The sequence below is a fragment of the Soonwooa sp. genome (genome assembly GCF_030151385.1).
In the GTDB taxonomy this organism is placed as follows: domain Bacteria; phylum Bacteroidota; class Bacteroidia; order Flavobacteriales; family Weeksellaceae; genus Soonwooa.
In genome coordinates this window covers 17,889-40,664 of the sequence record NZ_JASLDS010000068.1, presented here as the reverse complement: position 1 = coordinate 40,664, position 22,776 = coordinate 17,889, and the positions used below count along the sequence as shown (strand labels likewise).

At 33.9% G+C, this 22,776-nt stretch carries 23 protein-coding genes and 1 tRNA gene; 7 read left to right on the top strand and 17 right to left on the bottom strand.

What is annotated here, in order from left to right; genetic code table 11:
* Window positions 1-40: 40 nt before the first annotated feature.
* The 4 genes from Q1V95_RS12850 to Q1V95_RS12830 form a co-directional block, all read right to left on the bottom strand.
* Window positions 41-535: an NADH-quinone oxidoreductase subunit C gene (locus Q1V95_RS12850; protein WP_300674660.1), complete on the bottom strand. Its 495-nt coding sequence runs from the start codon at window positions 533-535 to the stop codon at window positions 41-43.
* Between the two features lie 11 nt (window positions 536-546).
* Window positions 547-1,104 (bottom strand): NADH-quinone oxidoreductase subunit B, encoded by a 558-nt coding sequence (locus Q1V95_RS12845; protein WP_300674658.1) that lies wholly within the window; start codon window positions 1,102-1,104, stop codon window positions 547-549.
* A 104-nt stretch (window positions 1,105-1,208) separates the two neighbouring features.
* Entirely contained in the window at window positions 1,209-1,574 is a 366-nt protein-coding gene (locus Q1V95_RS12840; protein WP_079666894.1) for an NADH-quinone oxidoreductase subunit A, read from the bottom strand.
* A 360-nt stretch (window positions 1,575-1,934) separates the two neighbouring features.
* Window positions 1,935-3,059 carry a GNAT family N-acetyltransferase gene (locus Q1V95_RS12830; protein ID WP_300674651.1) on the bottom strand — a complete coding sequence of 375 codons (1,125 nt, stop codon included), beginning with the start codon at window positions 3,057-3,059 and terminating at the stop codon, window positions 1,935-1,937.
* Between the two features lie 108 nt (window positions 3,060-3,167).
* Between Q1V95_RS12830 and Q1V95_RS12825 the strand changes: the two genes are divergently transcribed.
* Entirely contained in the window at window positions 3,168-3,878 is a 711-nt protein-coding gene (locus tag Q1V95_RS12825) for a zinc metallopeptidase (RefSeq protein ID WP_300674648.1), read from the top strand.
* Between the two features lie 3 nt (window positions 3,879-3,881).
* Here Q1V95_RS12825 and Q1V95_RS12820 read toward each other — a convergent pair whose 3' ends face one another.
* From Q1V95_RS12820 to rbfA, 11 genes are all read right to left on the bottom strand, one after another.
* On the bottom strand, window positions 3,882-4,484 hold the full coding sequence (locus Q1V95_RS12820; RefSeq protein WP_300674646.1) for a YigZ family protein: 603 nt from the start codon (window positions 4,482-4,484) through the stop codon (window positions 3,882-3,884).
* 2 nt (window positions 4,485-4,486) lie between these two features.
* Window positions 4,487-5,530 carry a bifunctional diaminohydroxyphosphoribosylaminopyrimidine deaminase/5-amino-6-(5-phosphoribosylamino)uracil reductase RibD gene (gene ribD, locus Q1V95_RS12815; RefSeq protein ID WP_300674645.1) on the bottom strand — a complete coding sequence of 348 codons (1,044 nt, stop codon included), beginning with the start codon at window positions 5,528-5,530 and terminating at the stop codon, window positions 4,487-4,489.
* Between the two features lie 58 nt (window positions 5,531-5,588).
* Window positions 5,589-6,215: a hypothetical protein gene (locus tag Q1V95_RS12810; RefSeq protein ID WP_300674642.1), complete on the bottom strand. Its 627-nt coding sequence runs from the start codon at window positions 6,213-6,215 to the stop codon at window positions 5,589-5,591.
* A 10-nt stretch (window positions 6,216-6,225) separates the two neighbouring features.
* The gene (locus Q1V95_RS12805) at window positions 6,226-8,037 is read right to left on the bottom strand and encodes a DUF349 domain-containing protein (RefSeq protein WP_300674640.1); all 1,812 of its coding nucleotides are present in this window, start codon (window positions 8,035-8,037) and stop codon (window positions 6,226-6,228) included.
* 103 nt (window positions 8,038-8,140) lie between these two features.
* Window positions 8,141-8,875 (bottom strand): shikimate dehydrogenase, encoded by a 735-nt coding sequence (gene aroE / locus Q1V95_RS12800; protein ID WP_300674637.1) that lies wholly within the window; start codon window positions 8,873-8,875, stop codon window positions 8,141-8,143.
* 61 nt (window positions 8,876-8,936) lie between these two features.
* Window positions 8,937-10,733 (bottom strand): endonuclease, encoded by a 1,797-nt coding sequence (locus tag Q1V95_RS12795; protein WP_300674635.1) that lies wholly within the window; start codon window positions 10,731-10,733, stop codon window positions 8,937-8,939.
* A 17-nt stretch (window positions 10,734-10,750) separates the two neighbouring features.
* Window positions 10,751-11,287, bottom strand: coding sequence for a tRNA methyl transferase PRC-barrel domain-containing protein (locus Q1V95_RS12790; RefSeq protein ID WP_300674632.1), 537 nt, complete (start codon window positions 11,285-11,287; stop codon window positions 10,751-10,753).
* Between the two features lie 223 nt (window positions 11,288-11,510).
* A complete protein-coding gene (locus Q1V95_RS12785) occupies window positions 11,511-12,596 on the bottom strand; it encodes an endonuclease (RefSeq protein WP_300674630.1) in 1,086 nt (361 codons plus the stop codon).
* A 335-nt stretch (window positions 12,597-12,931) separates the two neighbouring features.
* A complete protein-coding gene (locus Q1V95_RS12780) occupies window positions 12,932-14,071 on the bottom strand; it encodes an endonuclease (protein ID WP_300674627.1) in 1,140 nt (379 codons plus the stop codon).
* A 69-nt stretch (window positions 14,072-14,140) separates the two neighbouring features.
* A complete protein-coding gene (locus Q1V95_RS12775) occupies window positions 14,141-15,331 on the bottom strand; it encodes an ABC transporter permease (RefSeq protein ID WP_300674624.1) in 1,191 nt (396 codons plus the stop codon).
* 5 nt (window positions 15,332-15,336) lie between these two features.
* Window positions 15,337-15,699, bottom strand: coding sequence for a 30S ribosome-binding factor RbfA (gene rbfA / locus Q1V95_RS12770; protein WP_300674621.1), 363 nt, complete (start codon window positions 15,697-15,699; stop codon window positions 15,337-15,339).
* A gap of 239 nt (window positions 15,700-15,938) precedes the next feature.
* On the opposite strand from rbfA, the gene mce reads away from it, so the two are divergent.
* Window positions 15,939-16,337, top strand: coding sequence for a methylmalonyl-CoA epimerase (mce, locus tag Q1V95_RS12765; protein ID WP_300674619.1), 399 nt, complete (start codon window positions 15,939-15,941; stop codon window positions 16,335-16,337).
* Between the two features lie 62 nt (window positions 16,338-16,399).
* A tRNA-Ile gene (locus Q1V95_RS12760) sits at window positions 16,400-16,473 on the top strand.
* A 685-nt stretch (window positions 16,474-17,158) separates the two neighbouring features.
* Here the strand turns inward: Q1V95_RS12760 and Q1V95_RS12755 are convergent.
* Together Q1V95_RS12755 and Q1V95_RS12750 are read right to left on the bottom strand one after the other, a co-directional pair.
* Window positions 17,159-17,725: a CPBP family intramembrane glutamic endopeptidase gene (locus Q1V95_RS12755; protein WP_300674617.1), complete on the bottom strand. Its 567-nt coding sequence runs from the start codon at window positions 17,723-17,725 to the stop codon at window positions 17,159-17,161.
* 247 nt (window positions 17,726-17,972) lie between these two features.
* Window positions 17,973-18,422 carry a GNAT family N-acetyltransferase gene (locus Q1V95_RS12750; RefSeq protein WP_300674614.1) on the bottom strand — a complete coding sequence of 150 codons (450 nt, stop codon included), beginning with the start codon at window positions 18,420-18,422 and terminating at the stop codon, window positions 17,973-17,975.
* A 218-nt stretch (window positions 18,423-18,640) separates the two neighbouring features.
* Between Q1V95_RS12750 and Q1V95_RS12745 the strand changes: the two genes are divergently transcribed.
* From Q1V95_RS12745 to Q1V95_RS12730, 4 genes are all read left to right on the top strand, one after another.
* Window positions 18,641-19,060, top strand: coding sequence for a hypothetical protein (locus tag Q1V95_RS12745; RefSeq protein WP_300674612.1), 420 nt, complete (start codon window positions 18,641-18,643; stop codon window positions 19,058-19,060).
* A 4-nt stretch (window positions 19,061-19,064) separates the two neighbouring features.
* Window positions 19,065-20,399: a hypothetical protein gene (locus Q1V95_RS12740; RefSeq protein ID WP_300674609.1), complete on the top strand. Its 1,335-nt coding sequence runs from the start codon at window positions 19,065-19,067 to the stop codon at window positions 20,397-20,399.
* 33 nt (window positions 20,400-20,432) lie between these two features.
* Window positions 20,433-21,704, top strand: coding sequence for a hypothetical protein (locus tag Q1V95_RS12735; RefSeq protein WP_300674607.1), 1,272 nt, complete (start codon window positions 20,433-20,435; stop codon window positions 21,702-21,704).
* Window positions 21,705-21,774: 70 nt separating this feature from the next.
* Window positions 21,775-22,740: a hypothetical protein gene (locus Q1V95_RS12730; RefSeq protein ID WP_300674604.1), complete on the top strand. Its 966-nt coding sequence runs from the start codon at window positions 21,775-21,777 to the stop codon at window positions 22,738-22,740.
* Window positions 22,741-22,776: the final 36 nt, after the last annotated feature.

Here is a 22,776-nt window from a genome sequence, read left to right as displayed (position 1 = left end):
TAAAATGCCATAAGCTATAAGCCAAATGCCATGAGCTATATTATCTTCCGAACATGCTGTCGTTCTTATCCGTTCTGGTTCCGTCTTCTAGTCGATATTCTTTTAACATTGGGTGGTAACCAAGATCGTCCATATTAAGAATTGGTCTTAAGTCTGGATGCCCTTTAAAATTGATACCATAGAAATCGTAAGTTTCGCGCTCCATCCAATTTGCACCAGCATACAATTCTGTTAAAGAATCAATTTCAGCATTTTGTCTTGGCATAAAAGCTTTAAGACGCAATCTGAAATTTGCCATCATATTGTGCAAGTGGTAGATAACACCAATTTCTTTGTCTGGAGTTTCAGGATAATGAATACCACAGATATCTGTTAAAAAATTAAATTCTAAAGAAGAATCTCTTAGATAATGAATAATCTTTTTCGCGTCATCTTTTTTAACTTCGATGGTTAACATACCATAAGGCTCAGATGATGCAAGGATAGAATCAGGAAATTCTCTTGTTAAAGCTTCTAGTACAAATTCGTTTGTCATTGTTTCCTGATTTATTTAATTCCGTAAGAGTCTAACAAAGCCTTATATTCTGGTAAGTCTCTTCTTCTAAGACTTTCAGTTTGCGCCAGTTCTTGGACTTGCATTACCCCTTCGATAATTTGTTCTGGTCTTGGAGGACATCCCGGAACGTATACGTCAACTGGGATAATCTTGTCAATACCCTGAAGTACAGAATAAGTGTCAAAAATACCACCACTAGAAGCACAAGCACCAACAGCAACAACCCATTTTGGTTCTGCCATCTGCGAGTATACTTGCTTAAGTACTGGTCCTAATTTTTTAGAAATAGTTCCACAAACCATCAACATATCTGCTTGTCTAGGTGAGAACGAGTTACGCTCCATACCGAATCTCGCAGCATCGTAAGTTGGGTTAAGGGTTGCCATGAACTCGATACCACAACAAGATGTTGCAAATGGTAAAGGCCAAAGCGAATAACTTCTAGCAAGACCAATAACGCTACTTAATTTTGTCGCAAAAAAACCTTCTCCTTCATAACCAGCAGGAGCAGGATTGTTCATGTTAACGACTGGTTTATTATCTGACATTTTTTTAAATTTTAGATTTTGAATTATAGATTTTAAATTTTTAAAAGTCCAATTATTTTAAGAATTGAAATTCAAAATTCATCATTAATAATTCATCATTATTGTTATTTATCCCAATCCAAAGCGCCTCTTTTAAGAACATAAAAGAAACCAAGGAAAAAGATGGATACAAAAGTTACTATAGCTAAAAAGCCTTCCACACCCAACTCGCGGAAGTTAACAGCGTAAGGGTAGAAGAATACGATTTCGATATCGAATAAAACAAATAGAATAGCGGTTAGGAAATATTTAACCGAAAACGGCGTTCTCGCATTACCGACACTTTCCACACCACACTCCCAACTTTGGTCTTTGACTTCACTTTTTACTTTCGGTCCTAAAAAGTGAGCACCTAGTAAAGAAACTATCACAAATCCAAGGCCTACAGCAGCTTGGATGAGTATCGGAATATAATTTTCTGGTAAATTCATTATTGTACCTAATTTATGCACCTGCAAAAGTACAAAATTATGATTGAATAACAGAAAAATCCTAGGCTCTAAGTCTTTTGAGATTGCCTAAAAAAAGCTAATTTAGAATAATTACAAATAACTGAATTCTTACTTTTTGTTGCCCATTTTTTTCAATATAACAAATGCGATGTAAGCGATATAAAGAAATAAAAAACTTGCGAATACAATGTTAATCAGGTCGTTAGTTCTAGCGTCTTTTATTGGCTTAATAAAGTTGAATGCTAAAAATATGACGATAAGAATTGCGTATATGATAATTTGGTTCTTCATTTTAATTCGGATTTTCGATAACTAAAAAATTAAACATTTGCTTAAATTTTAAACTTCCTTGCTGTAGGTGCGTCTTCTTTTATGATTAATTGGATTGTAATCTTGCCAAAGAAGTTGGATGTTTTTGTTCTCTTCCAATTCCGGATTCGTCTCCAGATATTTGACACCTTTCTTTTTAAAAGTATCATAGATTTCTTTAAAGATAATCGCTGTTACACCACGTCTTTGGTATTCTGGATGGATGCCGATAAGGTAAAAATTGGCGCGGTCATTTTTCTTTCCAGCCTTTAGCAAATGCCACCAACCAAATGGTAAAAGTTTTCCGTTGGCTTTTTGTAGTGCGCGAGAATAAGAGGGCATTGTAATCGCAAATGATACCAGATTATGGTTTTCGTCTTCTATACAAATGATGTAATCTTTATCGATAAAGCCAAAATATTTTTCTTTGTAATGTTTGATTTGTTCGTTTGTAATTGGAGTGTAAGTCGACAATCCTTTGTAGGTTTCATCCAAGAGTTTGAACATGGGTTCCACCAGAGGAAGAATTTCTTTTTTTGAATTAAATTCTAAAACTTTTAGTTTGTATTTCTCTTTAATCAAATCATTGAACTTAACCACTTTTTCTGGCAAAACCTCTGGAAAAACAATCTCAAATTCTACCCACTCTTTTTCTTTAACAAGTCCAAGATTTTCTAAGTGTTTTGGGTAATAAGCTTCGTTATAGATGCCAATCATCGTCGCAAGTCTGTCGAAACCTAAAGTTAGCATCCCAGCTTTGTCAAGGTTGGTAATGCCCATTGGACCTTCGATTTTTGTGATGTTGTTGGCTTTAGCATATTTAATAGCTTCATCTATCAAAGCTTTAGAAACCTCTTGGTCATCAATAAAATCTAACCAACCGAATCTTACTTTTTTAACACCTAAATCTTTTTCTTCTTTATGGTTAATCATCAACGCGATTCTACCGACAATTTTATCATTTTTAAAAGCTAAAAACTGGTGCGCATCTGCATATTCTAAAGCAGGATTTTCTTTAGGATTCCAATTGTTAAGTTCGTCGTTGGTCAAAGGCGGTACATAGTTAGGATTGTTGCGGTACAAATCGTTTGGAAATTGCACGAAATCTGACAAGTCCTTTTTGTTTTCAACCTTTTTTATGGTGATGTGTGACATAATTTTCAATATTAAACAAATATAAGCGCAAATGGCAGTTGTTACAATACTTTGGCATACTTTTTACTCAAATTTTGAGGAAGTAAAAGTTATGTAAATTATATAAAAATGTCAAGTTATTACTTAATTATCGGTCTTACGATGCTCGCCAGTTGGATAGTATCGAACCGATTGAAATCAAAATTTGAGTATTATTCTCATGTGCATTTGAGGAACGGAATGTCGGGGAAAGAAGTCGCCGAAAAAATGTTGCGAGATAATGGTATCAATGATGTGCAGGTAATTTCTGTTCCTGGGCAATTGACGGACCATTACAATCCTGCTGATAAAACTGTTAATCTTTCAGAGGGCGTTTACATGCAGAGAAATGCGGCAGCGGCAGCGGTTGCGGCACACGAAGTTGGACACGCGGTTCAACACGCGGTTGGTTATTCGATGTTGCAACTAAGGTCGAAATTGGTGCCGATGGTTAACATCAGCTCAACCTTATCACAATTTGTAATTATGGCAGGTATTGCGGTGATGTTTGCCTCAAGAACAATGGATAATCCACAAGGTAACACTTGGATTTTAGGAATTGGTGTTGCACTTTTTGCGGTAACAACCTTGTTTGCTTTCGTGACTTTGCCTGTAGAATATGATGCGAGCAATCGCGCAATGAAGTGGCTAAAATCATCTGGAACTGTTACCCAAGAAGAATATGTTGGGGTAGAGGACAGTCTAAGATGGGCAGCAAGAACTTATGTTGTCGCTGCAATTGGCTCGCTTGGTCAGCTATTATATTGGGCGTCGATGCTCTTTGGAGGTCGTCGAAGCTAAAAATTATAAATCAACGATTTCAAAATCTAGAAGCATCTCTGACAATTGGTTGGAGATGCTTTCTTTTTGGGCTGTTTTGATTCGGGCATCGATGGTACAAATTTGTTGTGCGTCGAAGTTTAGGATTTGCGCACCGTTCTTATTTAACAAAGAAAAAATAACATTCTGTTGACTGAATTTAAAACTTAGCTTCAAATCACTTTCCAATTCTTTGGTGATGATTTTTGCCGATTCTAAAGTGAATTTCGCAGTTTCTTTGTATGTTTTAACCAAGCCAGAAACGCCTAATTTTGTTCCACCATAATAACGAATGACAACTACTAGAATGTTGGTTAGTTGATGCGCAAGAAGTTGATTGTAGATAGGCAAACCAGCACTTCCACTTGGTTCGCCATCGTCGTTTGCACGATAATTTTCGCCAGAAAGTCCCAATCGAAATGCGTAACAGTGATGCGTTGCTTTTGGATGTTCTTCATAGAGTTTTTGCAAGCAAGATTTTACTTCCTCTTCCGAAACAACAGGATAAGCAAATCCAATAAACTTGCTTCCTTTTTCTTTTATTAAAACATCTTCAACTGCTTTTTCTATACTTTGGTATTCGAACATTCTTAAATAAAAGGATTTTCGGGGTTAATGTAATGTTCGACAATATTGTTACGGATTTCGGATGCGTTAGAAACTTTAAAATCTAAATTTGGAGCTTTGGTTCCGTTTTCTAATTTTAAATCAGGATTTTTAAAAACAAAAGCTTCATCCCAAATATTAGCATCAATAAATTGTTGCAACGTAAAACTTCCACCTTCTACCAAAACCGATTGAATGTTCAGCTCATATAGTTTTTCCATTAAATTGTGAATGAAATTTTCTTTTTCAATTTTGATAAACTGAATATTTTTTTTGACTTCATTTTTAACTGAGTTAAAAACCAAAGTTTCAACTTCTTGGTTATAGATGGCGAAATCTTCGGGAACTTCTAATTTAAAATCGATTAAAATCCTAATTGGATTTCGTCCTGTAATTTCTCGCGTTGTCAAACTTGGATTGTCGTGCAAAGCGGTGTTTTTTCCAACTAAAATTGCGTGTTCTTCGCTTCTCATTTTATGAACGAATTGCTTGCAAAGACTATTGCTGATTTGGGTTGGCTGGAAGTTTTTATCCATAAATCCATCAGCGGATTCTGCCCATTTTAGAATAATATATGGTCTTTTCTTTTGATGAAATGTGAAGAATCTTTTATTGAGTGCTAAACTTTCGTGCTCAAGAATTCCTGATTCTACAGAAATACCAGCATCTTCTATTATTTTGACACCTTTTCCGCTCACTTTATCGTGGCTGTCGATAACGCCGATTACAACTTTTTTGAAACCAATTTCTCTTATCTTCAAAGCGCAAGGCGGCGTTTTCCCAAAATGGGCGCAAGGTTCCAAAGAAACGTAAATTGTCGATTCTTTTAAAAGTGCTAAGTCTTCAGGTTTTACAGAATTAATAGCGTTGATTTCGGCATGTGGCTCGCCTGCTTTTTTGTGGAATCCTTCACCAATAATTCTGTCGTTGTGGACAATAACTGCACCAACCATAGGATTGGGATAGGTTTTGCCAATAGCTTTTTCTGCTAAATGAATACAGCGTTGAAGATAATCTTTGTCGGTCATATTAATAAAAAACACTTAAGCAAAGTTAAGTGTTTTAAAAATTTTATTGAGGTTGAATTTATTTAGCTAAAATCTTTATCGTTGGCATTTGCGCTGTGATAACGGCATCTAGCATTTGACTTCTTTTTTTATTAATGTATTTTGAAGTCCCTCGGAAGTCAGAATCATAAAATCTTCTCGAATAAGAAAAGATTAAAAGACCTTTTTGGTCGCCATTTTTTGTTGGACGAAAACGGTCGATATTATATTCTGTATAAGCTTCTCCAGTGCCTTCTTTCGGAACAATAGTTACAGCATAATCTACAATCAACTCGTTGCCATCGGGACTTTCGATAACGTCGATAAAAGAATAAGTATCGTTAAGGTCCGTTTTTCTTTTTGTGATATTATCTACTTTTTTCTTAACAGCATCATCGATATCGATTTCTTTATCAAAATAAGAAATGTTGATTAACTCTTGATATTTGTCGTAGTCATCATCGCTTCTTAAGTATTTCTGTTGAAACCAAGTCGGCGAATTTTTTTTGCTCCAATAAAGAAAATATTCAGAATCTCCAACTTTGAACGGTCCTGGAACAGAAATGTAGTCCGTAACGTTACGACCTTCTACCGTCGCTGTGTCCTGCGCAGATAGTTGTCCAATCGCAAAAACCATAATTAAGAGGAATGATAATTTTCTCAACATAATCAAAATATTAGTTATCGTTGCTTGCAATAATGTTGTGAAGTGTTTGCTTCAAGCTTTCCAATTGCTCTTTTTTGTCATCAAGCTTTTGGAATGAATCTTTCAACAAAGGATTTTCTCTTGATGCATTGCTAAAGAATGAAATATTATTTTCAAGTTTAACAACTTCAGCTTCCAAATCAGCAATTTGATTTTTGATTTTTCGAGCTTTATCGGTTAACTGATTTTCCGTTAGATTTTCTTCGTTAAGGTCGAATTCGTTGATTTTGTTGAGCTTAAGTTTTTCACGTAAAGTTTTGTTAAACTCTGTATTGATGCCTAATTTATCTTTCGGAACTTTACCAATTGCATTCCATTGGTTTTTGATTTGCTCAATTCTTTCGATGCTGCCTTCTTCGTTGCTAATGGTTTTTAACTCATCCAATAAAGCACGTTTGTTTTTGAAATTATCTTTCCAGTTATCCGTTGCAGCGTTGTTCTTGTCACGGAAATTTTTGAAAAACGTGTTACAAGCTTCACGGAATTCGTCCCAAACTTTGTTGGCTTGCGACCTTGGTACATGACCAATGTGCTTCCAGTCTTCTTGCAGCTTTTTGAAAAGCGGAACAATTGTTTCCCAATCTTCCGACAACATATTGTCTTGTGCTGTTTTTATCAAAGATAATTTAGCTTCAAGATTTTTGATTTGAGAATCTTTTAGATTTTTGTAAAAACTATTTTTTGCTGTGTTAAAAGCGCGTAGATTTTGTTTGAAATCTGTCCAAGTTTGGTTAGAAACTTTTCTTGGAACACTTCCAATTTTTAAAAATTCTAATCTTAAGTTTTCTACTGTTTTTATTGCATTTTGCCAATAATTGTGATTAACATTTTGGCTTGGTGCAGCCAGTTTTTTTAATTCTTCAATAATTGCAGTTTTCTTTGCAAGATTTGCTTCTTGTTCTTTTTCAAGATTAGCAAAAAGTTCAGATTTTCTTTCGTGGATTTTTTGAGAAATATCTTTGAATTCTTCCCAAGTTTTCTCACGGAATTCTTCGGCAACAGGTTCTGCTTCTTCTTTCCAAAGCTTGTGAAGATATTGCAGTTCGTTGAGTGCTTTTTGCACCAAAGGCTCATCTAGAAGCTCTTTTGCTCTGTCGATGATGTGCTGTCTACGCTCAAGATTGTGGCTATATTCTTGCTCGAGGTATTCTTTATTAAGATCCAACATCTCATTAAACATTTTAAGATGATGGAAATAATTGTTGTTAAGATTTTTGAATTCTGATTTTGCAACTTGTCCTGCATTAGACCAAGCTTCCTTAATCTCACGAATCGCTTTGAAAAGGTTGGTGCCAGCTTCAGAATTGCTATAAAGGTTTTTTAATCTTTCGATAATCTCGTGACGTTCTGTTAAGTTTTTAGAATGTTCTTCTTCCTGTTTTTTATGAAAGTCGTCCATTTTTTCCTTATAGATATGCGTTAAAGCGTTAAGGCGAGATGTCTTGGGATGTTGATAACTGAAGTTGGCTTCGTCATTAGCTTCTTCAACATATTGATGTTTTTTTTCTTCAATCTCTTCTTGGATGTGAAGATTGGCAGCATCTCTAAGTTGTTGGAATTTTCTGGAATGCGAACCAGCATCTTTCATGTTGACAATTTTCTCCAACTCGTCCAGAATTTCGTCCAAAGACATAGATTCTATAGGGTTTTCTTCTGGCAAAGCTTCAATTTCTGCTTCATAATCGAAATCGTCAGTTTGAGAAGCTTGTGCAGAATCTTTTGGAGATTCGTCTAAAGGTACTTTGTTTTCTTCATTTTCAGGATTTCCAGTCTCTGTTATCATAGCCCAACTTTTTATTAGAATAAGAACTTTTTATCGTACTAAATTAATTTTTTTTTATTGAAATAGCCAACTTTTAAATTTTTTTTATTAAAACTAAAGAAAATTAAAGCGCTTTTGTCCAAATGCTCCAAGCTTTTTCAGCTTGTTGCTCCAACATATAATAGCCATTAAGTGTCATGGCACCTTGATTTCTGGTTTTTTTGATAAAAGCTGTTTCGTTAGGGTTGTAGATTAAATCAATAATGTAATGTTGCTTGGTTAAAGCCTCGAAAGGGAAGTTAAGGCAATCTTCAACATTCGGAAAAGTCCCAACTGGCGTACATTGTATGATTAAAAAATGCTCAGCAACCGTTTTAGAATCTAAATTGTCAAAATTTAATTCGGATTTTCTAGAAACACTTTGGAAATTGATGCCATGTTTTTCAAGAATATATTTAACCGCTTTTGCAGCGCCGCCATCACCAAGAATTAAAGCTTTGGTATGATGTGGCTTTTTATGAATCAAAAGACTTTTTTCAAAACCAAAAGCATCGGTGTTAAAACCAATCTTTTTGTCATCAATAATTTTGACACAGTTAACCGCACCAATTTTTTCGGCTTCTTCACTTAATTCATCAAGAAAAGGAATAATCGCTTCCTTATAAGGAATGGTAACATTAAAACCTTTTAAATTTTCTGAATTAAATAAATCCTTGATGTTATCCAAATCTTGAACATCAAAAAAATTATAGCTATGATTTTGTAAAAATAGTTTCTTGAATTTCTCTTCAAAATATTTTTTTGAAAAAGAGTAGGAGATGTTTTTTCCTAAAAGTCCGAAGTTGTGCGCTTGTTCCATAGAGTAAAGTTATAAAAAAAGACCGAAGAAAACTTCGGTCTTTCATATGATTTTTGGAATATTATTCAACGATGAACTTCGTAGAAGAAGTTGATGTTTTTAGAATGTAGATTCCTTTTGGTAATTTGTTCAAGTTAAGTTTTTGCTTGTTTTTAACTTGATTAAAGCTTTGAACTTTTTGACCATTAAGGTTGTAGATTTCTACATTGTCCGTTGTTTTGATACCATCAACAAAAATCTCTTGGTTTTTAACAGGACTAGGATAAACTTTGATTTTGTTGTCAGCGTTTTTCACTTCGTCTGTAGCCATTTTAGAATAGCAAGTCCAAGATAAGTTATCTAGAGATACACGGTTGTAGTAAGTTAAATTAGTATCTGTGATAACGATTTCTACATTACCCTCGATGTTGATGTTGTTAATTGTGTAAGTTTTCTTGCTTGCAGAGAAAGGAATTGTTCCTACTTTAACACCATTAACCAAAACGTCTAATTCGCCACCTTTATCTGCAAATGGTAAATAAGTTTTTACAGAAAGACTTCCAATACCACCTGTAATTCCAGTAGCTTTTAGATATCCTGCATCTGCACCACCAACTTTAATACAGATAGCTTTGTTAGTATCACCATCGATGTAGATTTGTTTGTCTGTTCTTGCTTTGTCAGCTTCATACATTACACCATTAGTTGACCACTCACGGAATGAGTAAGCTGATGCCGGTGGTTGGCTAGGAACTGGGATATTGTCGAAGTTTTCGGTACCACAAGTTGCTCCAGTGTTGCCTCCGTCGCCATCACCACTTCCTTTAGGTGTTGTAAAGTTGATTGTATTACTTTCTGGTGAAACATTTCCTGCAGCATCTTTCGCTTTAACATAGAAAGAATAATTTGTTTCTGGTGCTAGACCAACAATATTGATGTTAGTAGAAGTTGCGTTTTGTTTGAACGCGTTGTTCATGTATACATCATAACTTGTTACCGCTACATTATCTGTAGAAGCTGTCCATGATAAGTTAGCTGTCGTTGCTGTAACATTGTTGTAAGCCAAATTTGTTGGAGCAGTTGGCGCTTCTGTGTCGGTTGATGTTCCACCGTTGAAAGAATCTGGCCAAGTGTTTTGTGCATTAGGACCTCCCCAAATAACGGTCGCTAAATAAGGGTTGTCGATAAATGGATTTCTGTTACCTTGTTTGTTAGCAACGATGTTGTTACGTTGGATTTCGAAATCAGAAACAGGATCTTCGATGTTCCATTTTAACAAAATGTCTGGGAAGTCAGGAGAATAAGTGCTAGGACCTTCAGTAATGTTAAGTGGCTTACATTGGTTTTTGTAATGTACGTACATATACATAAGGATTCTTGCAACATCACCTTTCCACTCGTCTCCTGGGAACCAACCGCCACGACTGGTTTTTTGCGCCATTGCACCTGTTCCATCATCGAAAGATAGATTTCCTCTAGAACTGTTAAGCGAAACGTCAGCTGGTCTTAGGTGGTGACCATCAGCACCAGGACCCGAAGTTCCTAGGTTGGGTGTACCTTTTGACTTTGCATATACGTGCTCTCTGTTCCAAGAACCATTGATGCTTCTACTTCTTTGATGAGTCCCAGAAGCTTGAGATCCGTAGATTAATAATAGATTGCCAGCAACGTCTTTGTCAACATCACTTACCTTAAGCAACTCCTGAAGTTGAGCATAAGAGATTGTTGTTTTGTGAGTGCTGGTGATTAGCGTTGATAACTGATTTTTCATGTCGTTACCAGCTAATTTAAAATCAACTTGATTGTAATAGGCAGGTGCCGATTGCGCATTTACTGCTAGAGCAAATAATGACGCTAAAAATGATAACTTTAGTTTCATAAACTTGATTCTTATTTTTAAGCTTGTTGTATTGTTGCGATAATTTGATTGTTATTGAAAATAGAAACCGACTGGTTGAAGATTGCTTTTTCTATTGGTTGTGAAAACTCCAAGAAAACATTGTCCTCGAATTGGTAGAGTTTTGCATCCAGAAAAGTTTTGTTCGATGTATTTTCAATTTTTATGTTAAGTGGCGAAGTTGTTAAAGCTTCGTCAATCCATTTTAGATTAGACTTTGAAAATTGAAAAACTTTTGCAAATAAACCTGGATGATTATGTCCAGCTCCAGCCAATATTCTATTTTCAGTTTTGTCGATGGCGATGACATAAAGCGATTCTTTTGCGCCGCCAATTTGGTTAACCCCTTTTCTTTGTCCAATTTTAAAATGTTCGATGCCGTCATGACCACCAATTAATATTCCGTCAAATAAAGAATATTTAGGATTGTTAGCGTCCCAACTAAGTTCTGCTTCCTTGTTTTGGAATGCAGGTTTTGGCTGGCTATAAAGTGGCGAGCTTGCAAGGATTTCAACAATTTGACCTTTAGTATTCATTCTTTATTTTGAATTTATTTTTGAAAGGGCATCAAAGATAAACATTATTTTTTAACTATAAAGTGCAGGTTGTTAGTGTTTTGTGATATTTGGAAATGTTTCTTTGTAATATTTTTGTTAAATATTTAAAACAAATCAGAAATACTAAACAATAGTTTAAAAATGTGATGAAAAAAGCATTCAGAAAATTCTGAATGCTTTCAAAATTTTATTTTCTAAGGAATTATTCAATAACGAATTTTGTATTTAATTCTTTAGTTTTTAGGATATAGATTCCTTTTGGCAAATTGTTAATTTGGATTGTATTTCCATTTCGGAATGGTTGGTCAATCTCTTGAACGCGTTGTCCGACCATATTGTATATCCAAGCTTTGTCATATTGCTTAAGGTCGTTGCCTTGCACAGTAATCGACGAACCTGCTTTTACAGGATTTGGATAGATTTTGTATTTGTTAGAAAAGCCTGCATCTTCCACAGCTAGAGGAGAAAGTCCCCAAACTTTCGTTACAAATTCTGGATTGTCGATATATGGGTTTCTGTTATTTTGATATGCATAAGTAGCATTGTTGCGATCAATTTCGAATTGAGACACTGGATCTTGCGCGTTCCACAAAAGGAGTGTGTTAAGTTCCCATGTTTGTAATCCAGGGAATTTTGTAGTTCCCAGAATTTGGTTAGCGTTGAAGCCTGACAATTTATCCTCATATCTTGTTGCAAAATAAAGTATCATTCTTGCAACATCCCCTTTGAACTCGTTAATTGGTTCTGCAACCGTTCCCGAATAACCTGGCGACGCGCTTGATCCTACTTTTGTTCCGTTTTGAGAAGTGAAAGATGCATTTCCTACTTTCCCAAAAGGATAGTTACTACGCATACCATTTACTTTACCATCTGTTGGACGAATGTGGTGCATGTCAGAAACCATTGGTGACTTTTCGCTGAAAATACTTTGCGGAACAACATGCTCTCTGTTGTAGCAATCGCCTTCATACTTATAAGTGCCACATTTTTTTTGACCATGTTTATAGTTATAAGGGTCAGCACCATTTGGATTTTCAGAGTACATATCGAGAACCGTTCCATCATTTTCGAAACCAGCAGTTGTATACTTATCAGTATCTGTTGATGGATAACCGTTATACAAATTGTCGTAACTTTTCGTTACATATCCAGCACCAATAATGGTACTAAGTTTAGTTTTAAGAGCTGCTCCAGACAATCCATCTGTTCCGTTGTAGTAGCCGGCAGGGATTTGAGCCGATGCAAATCCGAATACAGTTAATCCTAATAAAATAGAGATTTTTTTCATTTTCAATAAAATTGGGCGGTAAATATACATTTTAATTTTAAAGTTGTTTATTATTTTTTTAAAATTAATAATAGCTTCATATTGATGTAATATTTCCAAAAATCACTTTGTTTTATATTGAATTAAATGATTTAAAATCAATTATTTACGTGTATTTATTCTCGGATGTTGTTTTGTTTAATAAAAATTAAAATTCGATTTTTAAAGTTGATTTTGGTCGATATTTTATTTTGAACTTCCCCAAAAAAGCAATCAAGATTAAAAAAATATTAAAATTCACAAAAAAAGCATCCAAAACTAATTGAATGCCTTTTTTGATTTTATTTAAAGTTAAACTATTCTACGATGAACTTCGTATTTAATTCTTTTGTCTTTAATATATACAAACCTTTTGGTAAATTTTGAAGTTGGATTGTATTACCATTTTTGAATGGTTGGTCAATTTCCATAACTCTTTGTCCTACCATATTATAGATCCAAGCTTTTGGATACTGGTCTAGATTTTTACCATCTACGGTAATTACGCCACCAGATTTAACTGGGTTAGGATAGATTTTGTAGTTTTTAGAGAATACCAAATCGTCAGTTGACATATTGCTTTTCCAAATCTCAGAAATCCATTCTGGATGATCGATGAAAGGGTTTCTGTTACCTTGGTAGGCATAGACAGCATTATTTCTGTCGATTTCTTTTTGAGAAACTGGATCTTGTGCTGCCCATCTCAAAAGCATCTGGATGTACCAAGTTTTGAAACCTTGGTAAGTGCTTCCATCAAAAGGGCTGTCGGGTTTGTTAAGAGCGTAGAATGATGGAAGTTGGCTTTCGTATCTTGTAATGAAATACAGGTGCATTCTAGCAAAATCTCCTTTAAATTCGTTAATAGGCTCAAATACAGTTTTTGTAAAACCAGGTGTTACACAGTTTCCGATTTTTGTTCCGTTTTTAAAAACTTTCGTTGCAGTACCAACTTCGCCATAGTTGTAATCTTGTCTTTGCGAGTTAACATAATAATCCGTTGGGATAATAAAGTTGGCATCAACAGACATTGGTGTTGCAGTCTGTCCCCCAAAGTAATTTTTAGGTAAAGAGTGTTCTCTGTTGTAGCAAAAACCTTCATTATTTTGGTTAGCACTTCCACACTGGTTACCACCAACACTAGATTGACCAAAAATGTAGCTGTATGGATCATTGTTAGTGCCAGGTTCGGACGGTGCTGGGTTTTCCGAATACATATCAAGAATTGTATTATCCTTCTCGTAGTATAAGTCCCTGTCAGTTGTTTTGTATGCTAACCATAATCCAGTCGATCCTGTTCCATAAACTTGTTCAACATAGCTTGCAGTAATAATTTGACTAAGTTTAGTCTTTAATGCTGCACCAGTTAGTCCTTCTGTTCCGTTGTAATACCCATTTGGGATTTGCGCAGAGGCGAAGCCAAAAATAGCCAAGCCTAAAAGAATAGAAAATTTTTTCATATCGAGATAAAATTGGGCTGTAAAGTTAATACTTAATTTTATCCTTAATGATTAAATAAAGATTAAAATTTAGCTTTTTAACTTTCTAGAAAAAATGTATGCGATTAATAATCCAAATGATAAGCTTACCACCGAAACAACTAGATAATTGATTGGTGTAATCTTTACAGGGAAAGGAAGATTTTCGCCAGCCATAAAGAAGTTGGTTTCAATCTGGAAGAAACACAGAATAGTTCCTATTATTAAACCTAAAAATACGCCAATCGTAACAATCAACATTCCTGTGTTAAAATAAGTTGTGTTAAGGTCTTTTTGCGTAAAACCTAATGAACGTAAGGTTTTTGCTTGTGGCGCTTTGTCCAATTGCAGAATAATAACCGCACCAGCAAGGTTGAATGTCGTAATGAAAATCACCAAAGAAAAAATAAGATAAATCATTAACTTTTCGGTGTTTATCATTTTCCAAAATGCAGCATTTTCTTCAGATTTTGTGCTGATGTCGACGCTATTTTTTAGTTGAGCCAATAAGCTTGCTTTAACCTGATCTGCTAGCTGAGGGTTTTTAAGTTTAATAACAACTTGATAAGCCGAATTTTTTGGAAGTCCCAACAATTGTTGAGTAAGCTCAATTGGCGCAATAATGTAGTTGTTAAGTTGGTCGTTACTTGGGAATATTCCGGTAACATAGATTTCCTTTCTATTAAAGATATCATCCTCTTGTTGGATAATACCTTTACCAGCTTTTGGCATATAGATATTGGCAAAATCTTGAGAAGAGTTAACCGGAATCGCCAATCGATTGTCCAGCTGACTTTCCATCAATACCTCGTTGGAGTATTCGAAACTAGGATATGCGCCATACAACACCGTTTTGTTGATGGGATTAACCTGCGTGTAGGCAGAATCGACACCGCGTAGATAAGCGATTTCGCCATTATCGCGATAGTTAATGTAGACTTTCTCCTCAATCATTTTTGAAAAACTGTCGACATTAGTATCGGATTTCAAGAGCTTATTAATATCAGAGATATTGGTAAGGGTTTTTCCGTTTTTGCTTTTAATAGTGAGATCCGCGTGCAGATTGGCAATCAAATCACCATTGATGTCTTCCAAAGCAGAAAACACCGAAACAATCACAAACATAGATGCCACAGCAATCATCATGGCGAAAGCTGCCAACCACGTAATGAAAGTTACGGCATGACTACCTTTTTTGGCAGTAATGTAACGTGACGCGATATAGAACGGATTATTTCTCACAAATCTTACAGAATAGGATTGTCGCCTTCGCCCTTTAATTCTTTTTCGATACGTTCAACATCATCAAGACTTGTGTCAAGATAAAACGCCAAATTAGGAATAATACGCACCTGTTTTCCCATCTTTTGACCAATAAAGTTGCGGTATTGCGCTTTGTTTTCCTCAATTTCTTTCATAATTGGGTTACGCAATTCCGCTGGGAAAATACTCAGATATATTTTGGCAATACTAAGGTCAGCAGTCACTTTAACATCGCTAACGCTAATTAGAAAATTCTGGTTACTATCAGCAGATTGTTTTCTAAAAAGCTCGGCAAAATCCTCTTGGATAATTTGCGCAACTTTTCTTTGTCTATTACTTTCGTTCATGCCGCAAATTTAATACTTTTGTTTGATATAATATGGGCGTGCCCCGTTGTTTTTCCAAAGCCAAACCTCATAGGTTTCAAAAACCTATGAGGTTTGCAGCCACAAAACAGATAGGTCGGTCTACGTGCAGTCGCTGTTTTCCAAAAGCGCCCTTTGGCTTCGCTTCGCGGCCAAGGCTTTTAGAAAACGAGCTCCAACAATGCACTTCGCCCTCACGCAAACATAATAAGATCTAAAATATGAAAATAGAACATCTCGGTATTGCAGTCAAATCCTTAGGATTATCCGACGAGTTATTCTCAAAACTATTGGGGAAAGAATCCTACAAACAAGAAAGTGTAGAACGCGAAGGCGTAGTAACATCCTTCTATCAAGTTGGCGACTCCAAAATCGAACTTCTTGAAGCTTCCAAAGGAGAAAGTCCCATTTCAAAGTTCATTGAAAAGAAAGGCGAGGGCATTCATCACATCGCATTTGGTGTTGACGACATCCTTTTCGAAATCGAAAGATTAAAAAAAGCAGGATTTCAATTTATATCAGAAGAACCAAAGGATGGCGCTGATAATAAATTAGTTGTCTTCCTACATCCCAAATCTACAAATGGTGTGTTGGTAGAATTGTGCCAAGAAAAGCCATAAAAAATTTGCGTAGCACAGAAAAATTAGTATTTTTGCACACACAAAATTTAACCAAATTTTGAGGCCCTATAACTCAGTTGGTTAGAGTAGCTGACTCATAATCAGCAAGTCCTTGGTTCGAGCCCAAGTGGGGCCACATAAAAACTCCTTAATATCAATATATTAAGGAGTTTGTTTTTTTTGTAATGGCTACTTAAGATGTGAAATCAATCTATTTTAATTGTATTTTGTTTTTCACGTCATATCAATAAGATTCCAAGAGGAAACTTAGAAAGCGCCTTAGCCTCATAATGTAATAATGTTTTGAGTTTATATTTACGAACGAGTCATCCGTTTTCATCAAAATGTTCTCCTATGGGATTTTTGAAATATTTCTTGATTGGATAAAGAGCTTACCGTGCTTGATCAATAGTTGGAGATGGTAACTTAAATAAGCCAACAACCAATAGTTATTTTAAGTAAATAAAATTCTCCTGAAAAGTAATAAAAATACTTGTTTATGTATTTTTGATAAAAACGTGCAAAAGTTCTTTCTATGCTTGCTAAACATTATTTGTCCGTTTTGAATAGGTTGCCAGTTATTCAAAATTGTTTGTCGTTGTAAAATCAAAGCTAATAGTTCTGTAGAATAATGAAGGCTTGGAAAATCGAAGACGAAAGTTTCGACTTTGTAGAAACAGAATCAATCCTAAATTATTGAAAAAAATAATTCTTACAGTATTTAAGGAACAAAAAAAGACAAACCTTGGACTTAGTACCTGGACTGTCCTTTTGCCAATCTCTTTATTAATTATAGACCTTTTATTTTATGTTTTTTTATTTTAGGCTATTAAGATTCGTTCTAATACGGCAATCAGATTTCCTGTTGCATGCATTGAAACGGAGGTGTATATTGATTTTGTTGTCATTCTTGCTATTCCAAACAGACAGCCATCTATGAATGTTTGAACAATACCTATGTTAGATGTCAATGTATTTTCGTAGGCAAAAGAATGCATCAAGACAAATACAATTGCCTGAATAATTATGGCGAAATATTTTTTAAGTTTTAAATTTAATAACCTTTGTAGTAACAGTCCTCTAAAAAGTAATTCTTCTAATAAGGGTGCTAAAACTACGCTGCCTAATATTAAAACTATACTTGTAACTGGCTTATGATTCCATGGTTTTATTTCTAGAATATTAAATTTGTACAGCACAAATTCAGTTGCAAGTACGTAAAGTAAAAAACCGAGCCACCAGAAAAAGAATCGGGTAGGCGTTACTGGCTTTTTCAAGAAAAAATTATCTTGATTTATTTTTTTGTTACGACTAGCTATTTTCAAGACAATTAAAACAATAATATATGGTACTACTCTCAAAATAGCTGATTTGAAATCTGGTGTCATTTTTTATAATAATTTTTATTCTATTTACTTTTATTTTACGCAGACAAGATTTCAAGTTCATGTCTTATTTCATTCAATAGTATAAAAGAATTTTCTGAGTGATAGTTTGTTGCTCAAGCATTTATGTAATCTTTTTTTTATTTCAGAAGCCTTTCGTGGAAGTTCTTCCGAAACGATGATTGCAATCTATTTTTAACTCTAACTCTTCGCCAAGTTTTACTAATACAATGTTAGCAATAGTTTTTTATCAAATAAGGTAATTAAATTGTAAAACTTTTAATTCGCCACTTATCGGTGTGGACCTATAGAAATTGATTGCTTGTTCATTGTCTTCTTGTTCTGTTGTTACATATATTTCTTGAAAATTGTTTTCGGTAGTATATTTTTTTAAAAACTCAATCAACTTTTTTCCAGTTCCTTTATTTTGAAATCGGGTGCTGACTCCTAAATCATAGATGTAAAAGGAAGGCTTTGGAATGTCATAAGCATGCAAAATATATCCAGTAAGTCCACCAATTATCTCGTTTTTGTTAATAGCCACAATAACTTTGAAATTTTCATTTTTTAAAATGTTGGTTAGGTAGACATCTGTTGGTAACTTGTAATTTTTCCACTCAAAAACTGTTTCAAAAATTTTTAATAGTTTTTGAAAATCTTCTATATCATTATTTTCTAAAAATTTGATTGATAATTCCATGTTGTTTTAAGACTAGGTTTTATTTTAAAAGATTACAGCTCATATTGTACAAAATGATGTTTCGGATTTTTGATAGATAAAAGTTTAAGAATACCCAAACATGATCTGCATTTTGTAGATTATCGAAGTTATGAAAAATACTTATAAAAAATATTTCAGTAGAATTAAAGCAAGCTCTTAGCATTAAAAACTTATATTTGGTTTAGAAAACACCAAATATGAAGATTAGATTATGTTTCATTTTAACATTCGTTTCTATATTGTTGTTCGCGCAACTAAACCAAGAATTTGTTGGAAAGACATTTACAGGAAAAATAGGTTTTGGTTGTGAAGAAACTTCGAGTCCAAATTCCTGTGCGGGTTATCAAATTTTTCTAGAATTTAATTTTAAAAAATATAATGTTGAAATTCTTGAAAAAAGTATTAGTAGTTGTGGAAAAGTAAGTGTGCGAGAGAGGTTTGTAACGAGTTGGTTTTTTGAGGAACCTAACAAAATTGTCTTCACACAAATGAAACGAAAATTTAGTGGAACGAAAATCCTAGATGGCAATGTTTTGCTATACAAAAAAAATACTTTGTATGGAAAACCGGCAAGGACTGATGAAGATGATTTTGAATTCATAGAAGAGTTAGACTAAACCGATGTCAAGAAAACTTTTATTCATATTGCTAAGCTTAAGTAGTTTGATACTAAATTCTCAAATTAAAGACCTTGAGAAGGTTCTTTCTGGAGATTATCAAAGTATGAAAGAGAATAAAATTAAGACCATTACTTTAAAGTCGGCAAATAACGAACTAGTTAATGAAATTATCGTTAATTCTAAATCGAATGAACTGCTAATAACAAACTCCAATTTTTCCGTGTTTTATCATTTTAATGATTTTGGGAATCCTGTTAGAATAATTGGAAATGAAAATGCTTATACGTTTGATTATTTTGATGGTGACACCGTAAAAAGTTTTACCAGAACGGCATTAAACGCTTCTTTCGTCGAAACTACTTTTCGTTCTGACCCCAAAAATCTAAAAACGATTCATTACAAAAGCATTGATTTTACTCATGGAAAAAATGTTAATGTAAAAAACCGAAGCTATGTTTACAACCAACAAAATCCTAAGTTGAGTTATTACGAGCAAAAGGAAAATTCTAAAATCATTAGAACTTATGAAAACGGCACTAAAGTTACACTTACGTCCAACGAAAACAGTAGAACTATAGATTCTACTTTCATAGAAAAAGAGAAGGGAAACAGATATTTTCATTTCAAAGACAAGAACAAAGACAGCATTGTTTTTGTGAATGATTCGGTTGTTACACAGATTCTGAAAAATGGAAAACTAAGCTTCGAAAACTCCTATTTTAATTCGAATTTAATTCGGGAAAGTTTTTTTGATGCAGGTGATTTGCAAAAGACAAAAAAATACCAATACTTGCCTTATTATGAAAACGAGCAAGATACTTCCTACAAAGGAATCGTTTTGTGGGAAGTGAAAACAACAATAAAAGGGAAATCGCCAAAGCTCGAATTTCCTTTGAAAGAGCATTTTCATGTCATCAATGGAAAATTAATTGAGGATAAAAAAAATATACTTAAATATGTTATCAACCCTAATGATATTGCTTATCCCGAAAGGAAAGAAGTGCGTAATTTTCAAGTTTACTTTGTGACATCGACTTCAATTTTATCCACTTTTTCTTTTTTAGCTTATATTGTACAAGAGTTGGACATTTCAGGAAATAATGAAATGAATTATTGTCGCTATGATTTTGATAAAGAAAAATGTAATCTGCAAATAGGCGATGATTTCGATATGGGAAAAAATTTGCTGTCAAGAATTCTTAAAAGTAGAATTATTCCCGAAAGCTACAAAGTTGAAATTAGAACAGAAGACAACAAAACATATCAATACAAGCTTAATGATTTTGTCAATAATCTAAAACCGACAGCTGATTTGATTGGCGTGGCAGAACAATAGAATTTTGTTTTTAAGAAAAAACACGAATAACAAATGATGAAAATACCTACTTTAATTATCTTGTTTTTATGCTCTATTCTTTGTTTTGGACAAGAACAAGATATTAATAAAGCAACACTAGATTTTCTTAATAAGCTTCCCAAAGTAGATAATTCCTTTTCTAATAGTAAAATTAATGTCATCGGAAAAACTATTGAAGACGAAGATCACGACTACTGGATTTATTTCGTAAATGAAAAATATTATATTGATAAACAGTATAACGAACACAATTTAGGAACTTACAAAACAATAAAAATTAAAGGGAAAATGCTTATTATGTTTTTTGATAAGCAGGATAAGGCGATAAGCTTTATGACGGCAAAAGATTCAAATTCCTTTTGGGTAAATCAAGAACGTTATGGTAAAAATGAGACATTTTCCAGTGTTAAAAAATTTGCAGAAAATCAAGAAGTAAGCATTGACAGAAATGAAGTTAAACAATTTAATTACTATAATGAAAAAGTGGCTTTATATGCGATTGGCAAAAAGTTGGGCATTAAAAATGAGGGGCGAAAATTTGTGCTTCCAGAATGTGACTCCTTGATTATCAGTCACGATTTTGCAGCTGTTTTTGCAAATACTAAAAAATCTATTTATAATATTGATAAAGGTATTCTCTTAAAAGATGATGTAAAATCGTTTTACAAATATTCCGAAAATTATTTGCAAATCATTGATTTACAAAATCAAATGCATTTTATTGATATTAATGGGAAATTATCAAAAGAACCTGCTGTTAAAAGATGGGCAATGGGAAATGATACAGAATCTTTATATACAAAATATACGATAGGTAAACATATTGTAAATGCGACAACGACGGAGTCGCCGACGCCTTCGTATCTCAAAAAAAGAGATGCAATAGATAGGTTTCGTTCTGTAGATTATCAGTTGCCAAAATCATTTTCAAAAGTTGTTTTTGTTAATAATAAAAAAGAATTAATTGAGGAGGATTATTGGTACTATGTTGGTTTTTTTACACCTTTAGAGCCCTATTTTATCATTGCCAAATCAAAAGGAAAATTTGGTCTTTGGAATTTACGAGAGGAAAAAAATATTCTTCCATTTCAGTACAACTTGATTGTTCCCAAAAGTACACACCTTTATCTTTATCGTAGAAAATTAGTTACGTGTTATCCTTATATTGGAACAGTGCCAAAATATAAAAGTTTGGATCCTTACATCGAAAATTTAGCTCGCTTCGAATATCCTAATGGCAAGAAAGGCTGGGTTGACCGAAAAGGAATCGAATATTATGATTAAAAATGATAACCGACTAACAGATTTCAACATTGGCATTAAAAACTTATATTTGGTTTAGAAAACACCAAATATGAATCGCAAAAATACCTTATTTATAATCGTAGTTTTTATTACAAATATAATTTCGGCACAGACAAGGTCATTACGAGAAATGCTGTTGGATGCTGATGTTGTTGTGATAACAGAAAATATATCCAAACCATTATTTCTCCAACAAAAAAAGCTGCCGATAACGGACAATAAGAGTTATGTTCTCGTTGACAGTATCAGAATTCTTTCTTATTTACGGAAACCAAAAATAGACCTATCGAATAAAAAATTTGTTGTAGATAATACAATTTCGAACGCTTTTTCTGCTGTCATGTCTATCCCAAGACCTGTTGATATAGTTCTTCCCGGTTCGACGCCTCTCCCTACAAAAACCTTACTGATAGGGAAAACTTCTGGTGATTTGGTGAAAATTTTAGACTACGAGGAATTAAATGAGTCTGCCATAAAAGATGTCGAAGAATTTATGACTTGGCTAGAAAGTATCGCTAAGAAAAAAGACGATGAAAAATGCAAATTGTATATTTCCAAATATATTTCGATGCTTAGAGGCAATTATGCAAAAAAGGGTTTAATGTTTTTTGATAATATACTGCTGCCAGATTCAGATTTTATGCTTTATTACAAATCCAAAAGTCCAACAGCAACCCAGCTTACTGCTGTACAGAAAGAAGCTTTAAAAGAATATTTTTTTGATGGAACTTATTATGATGACGTTAGACAATCAGAATTAATCTATAGCTTTTTTCCGCAAGAGGTTTTAGACTTTTACAAAACCAATCTCGCTGAGGTAAGAACGTATGATGAAGAGTTCAAAGAAATGCCCGCAAAATGGAATGATTTTATAAAATTTACTTTAGAAAAAACTAACAAGTGGAACCGCGATTCCGAAATACTTCTTGATATAATTGATGATTATTATAGTTCTAATACGTCCCTGAAACGTGACGCTTTTGAACGACTCATTGAAAAAATAAAAGAAAATTAACAAACCGGAATCTGCATCACCTTTAGTCTTGAAAAT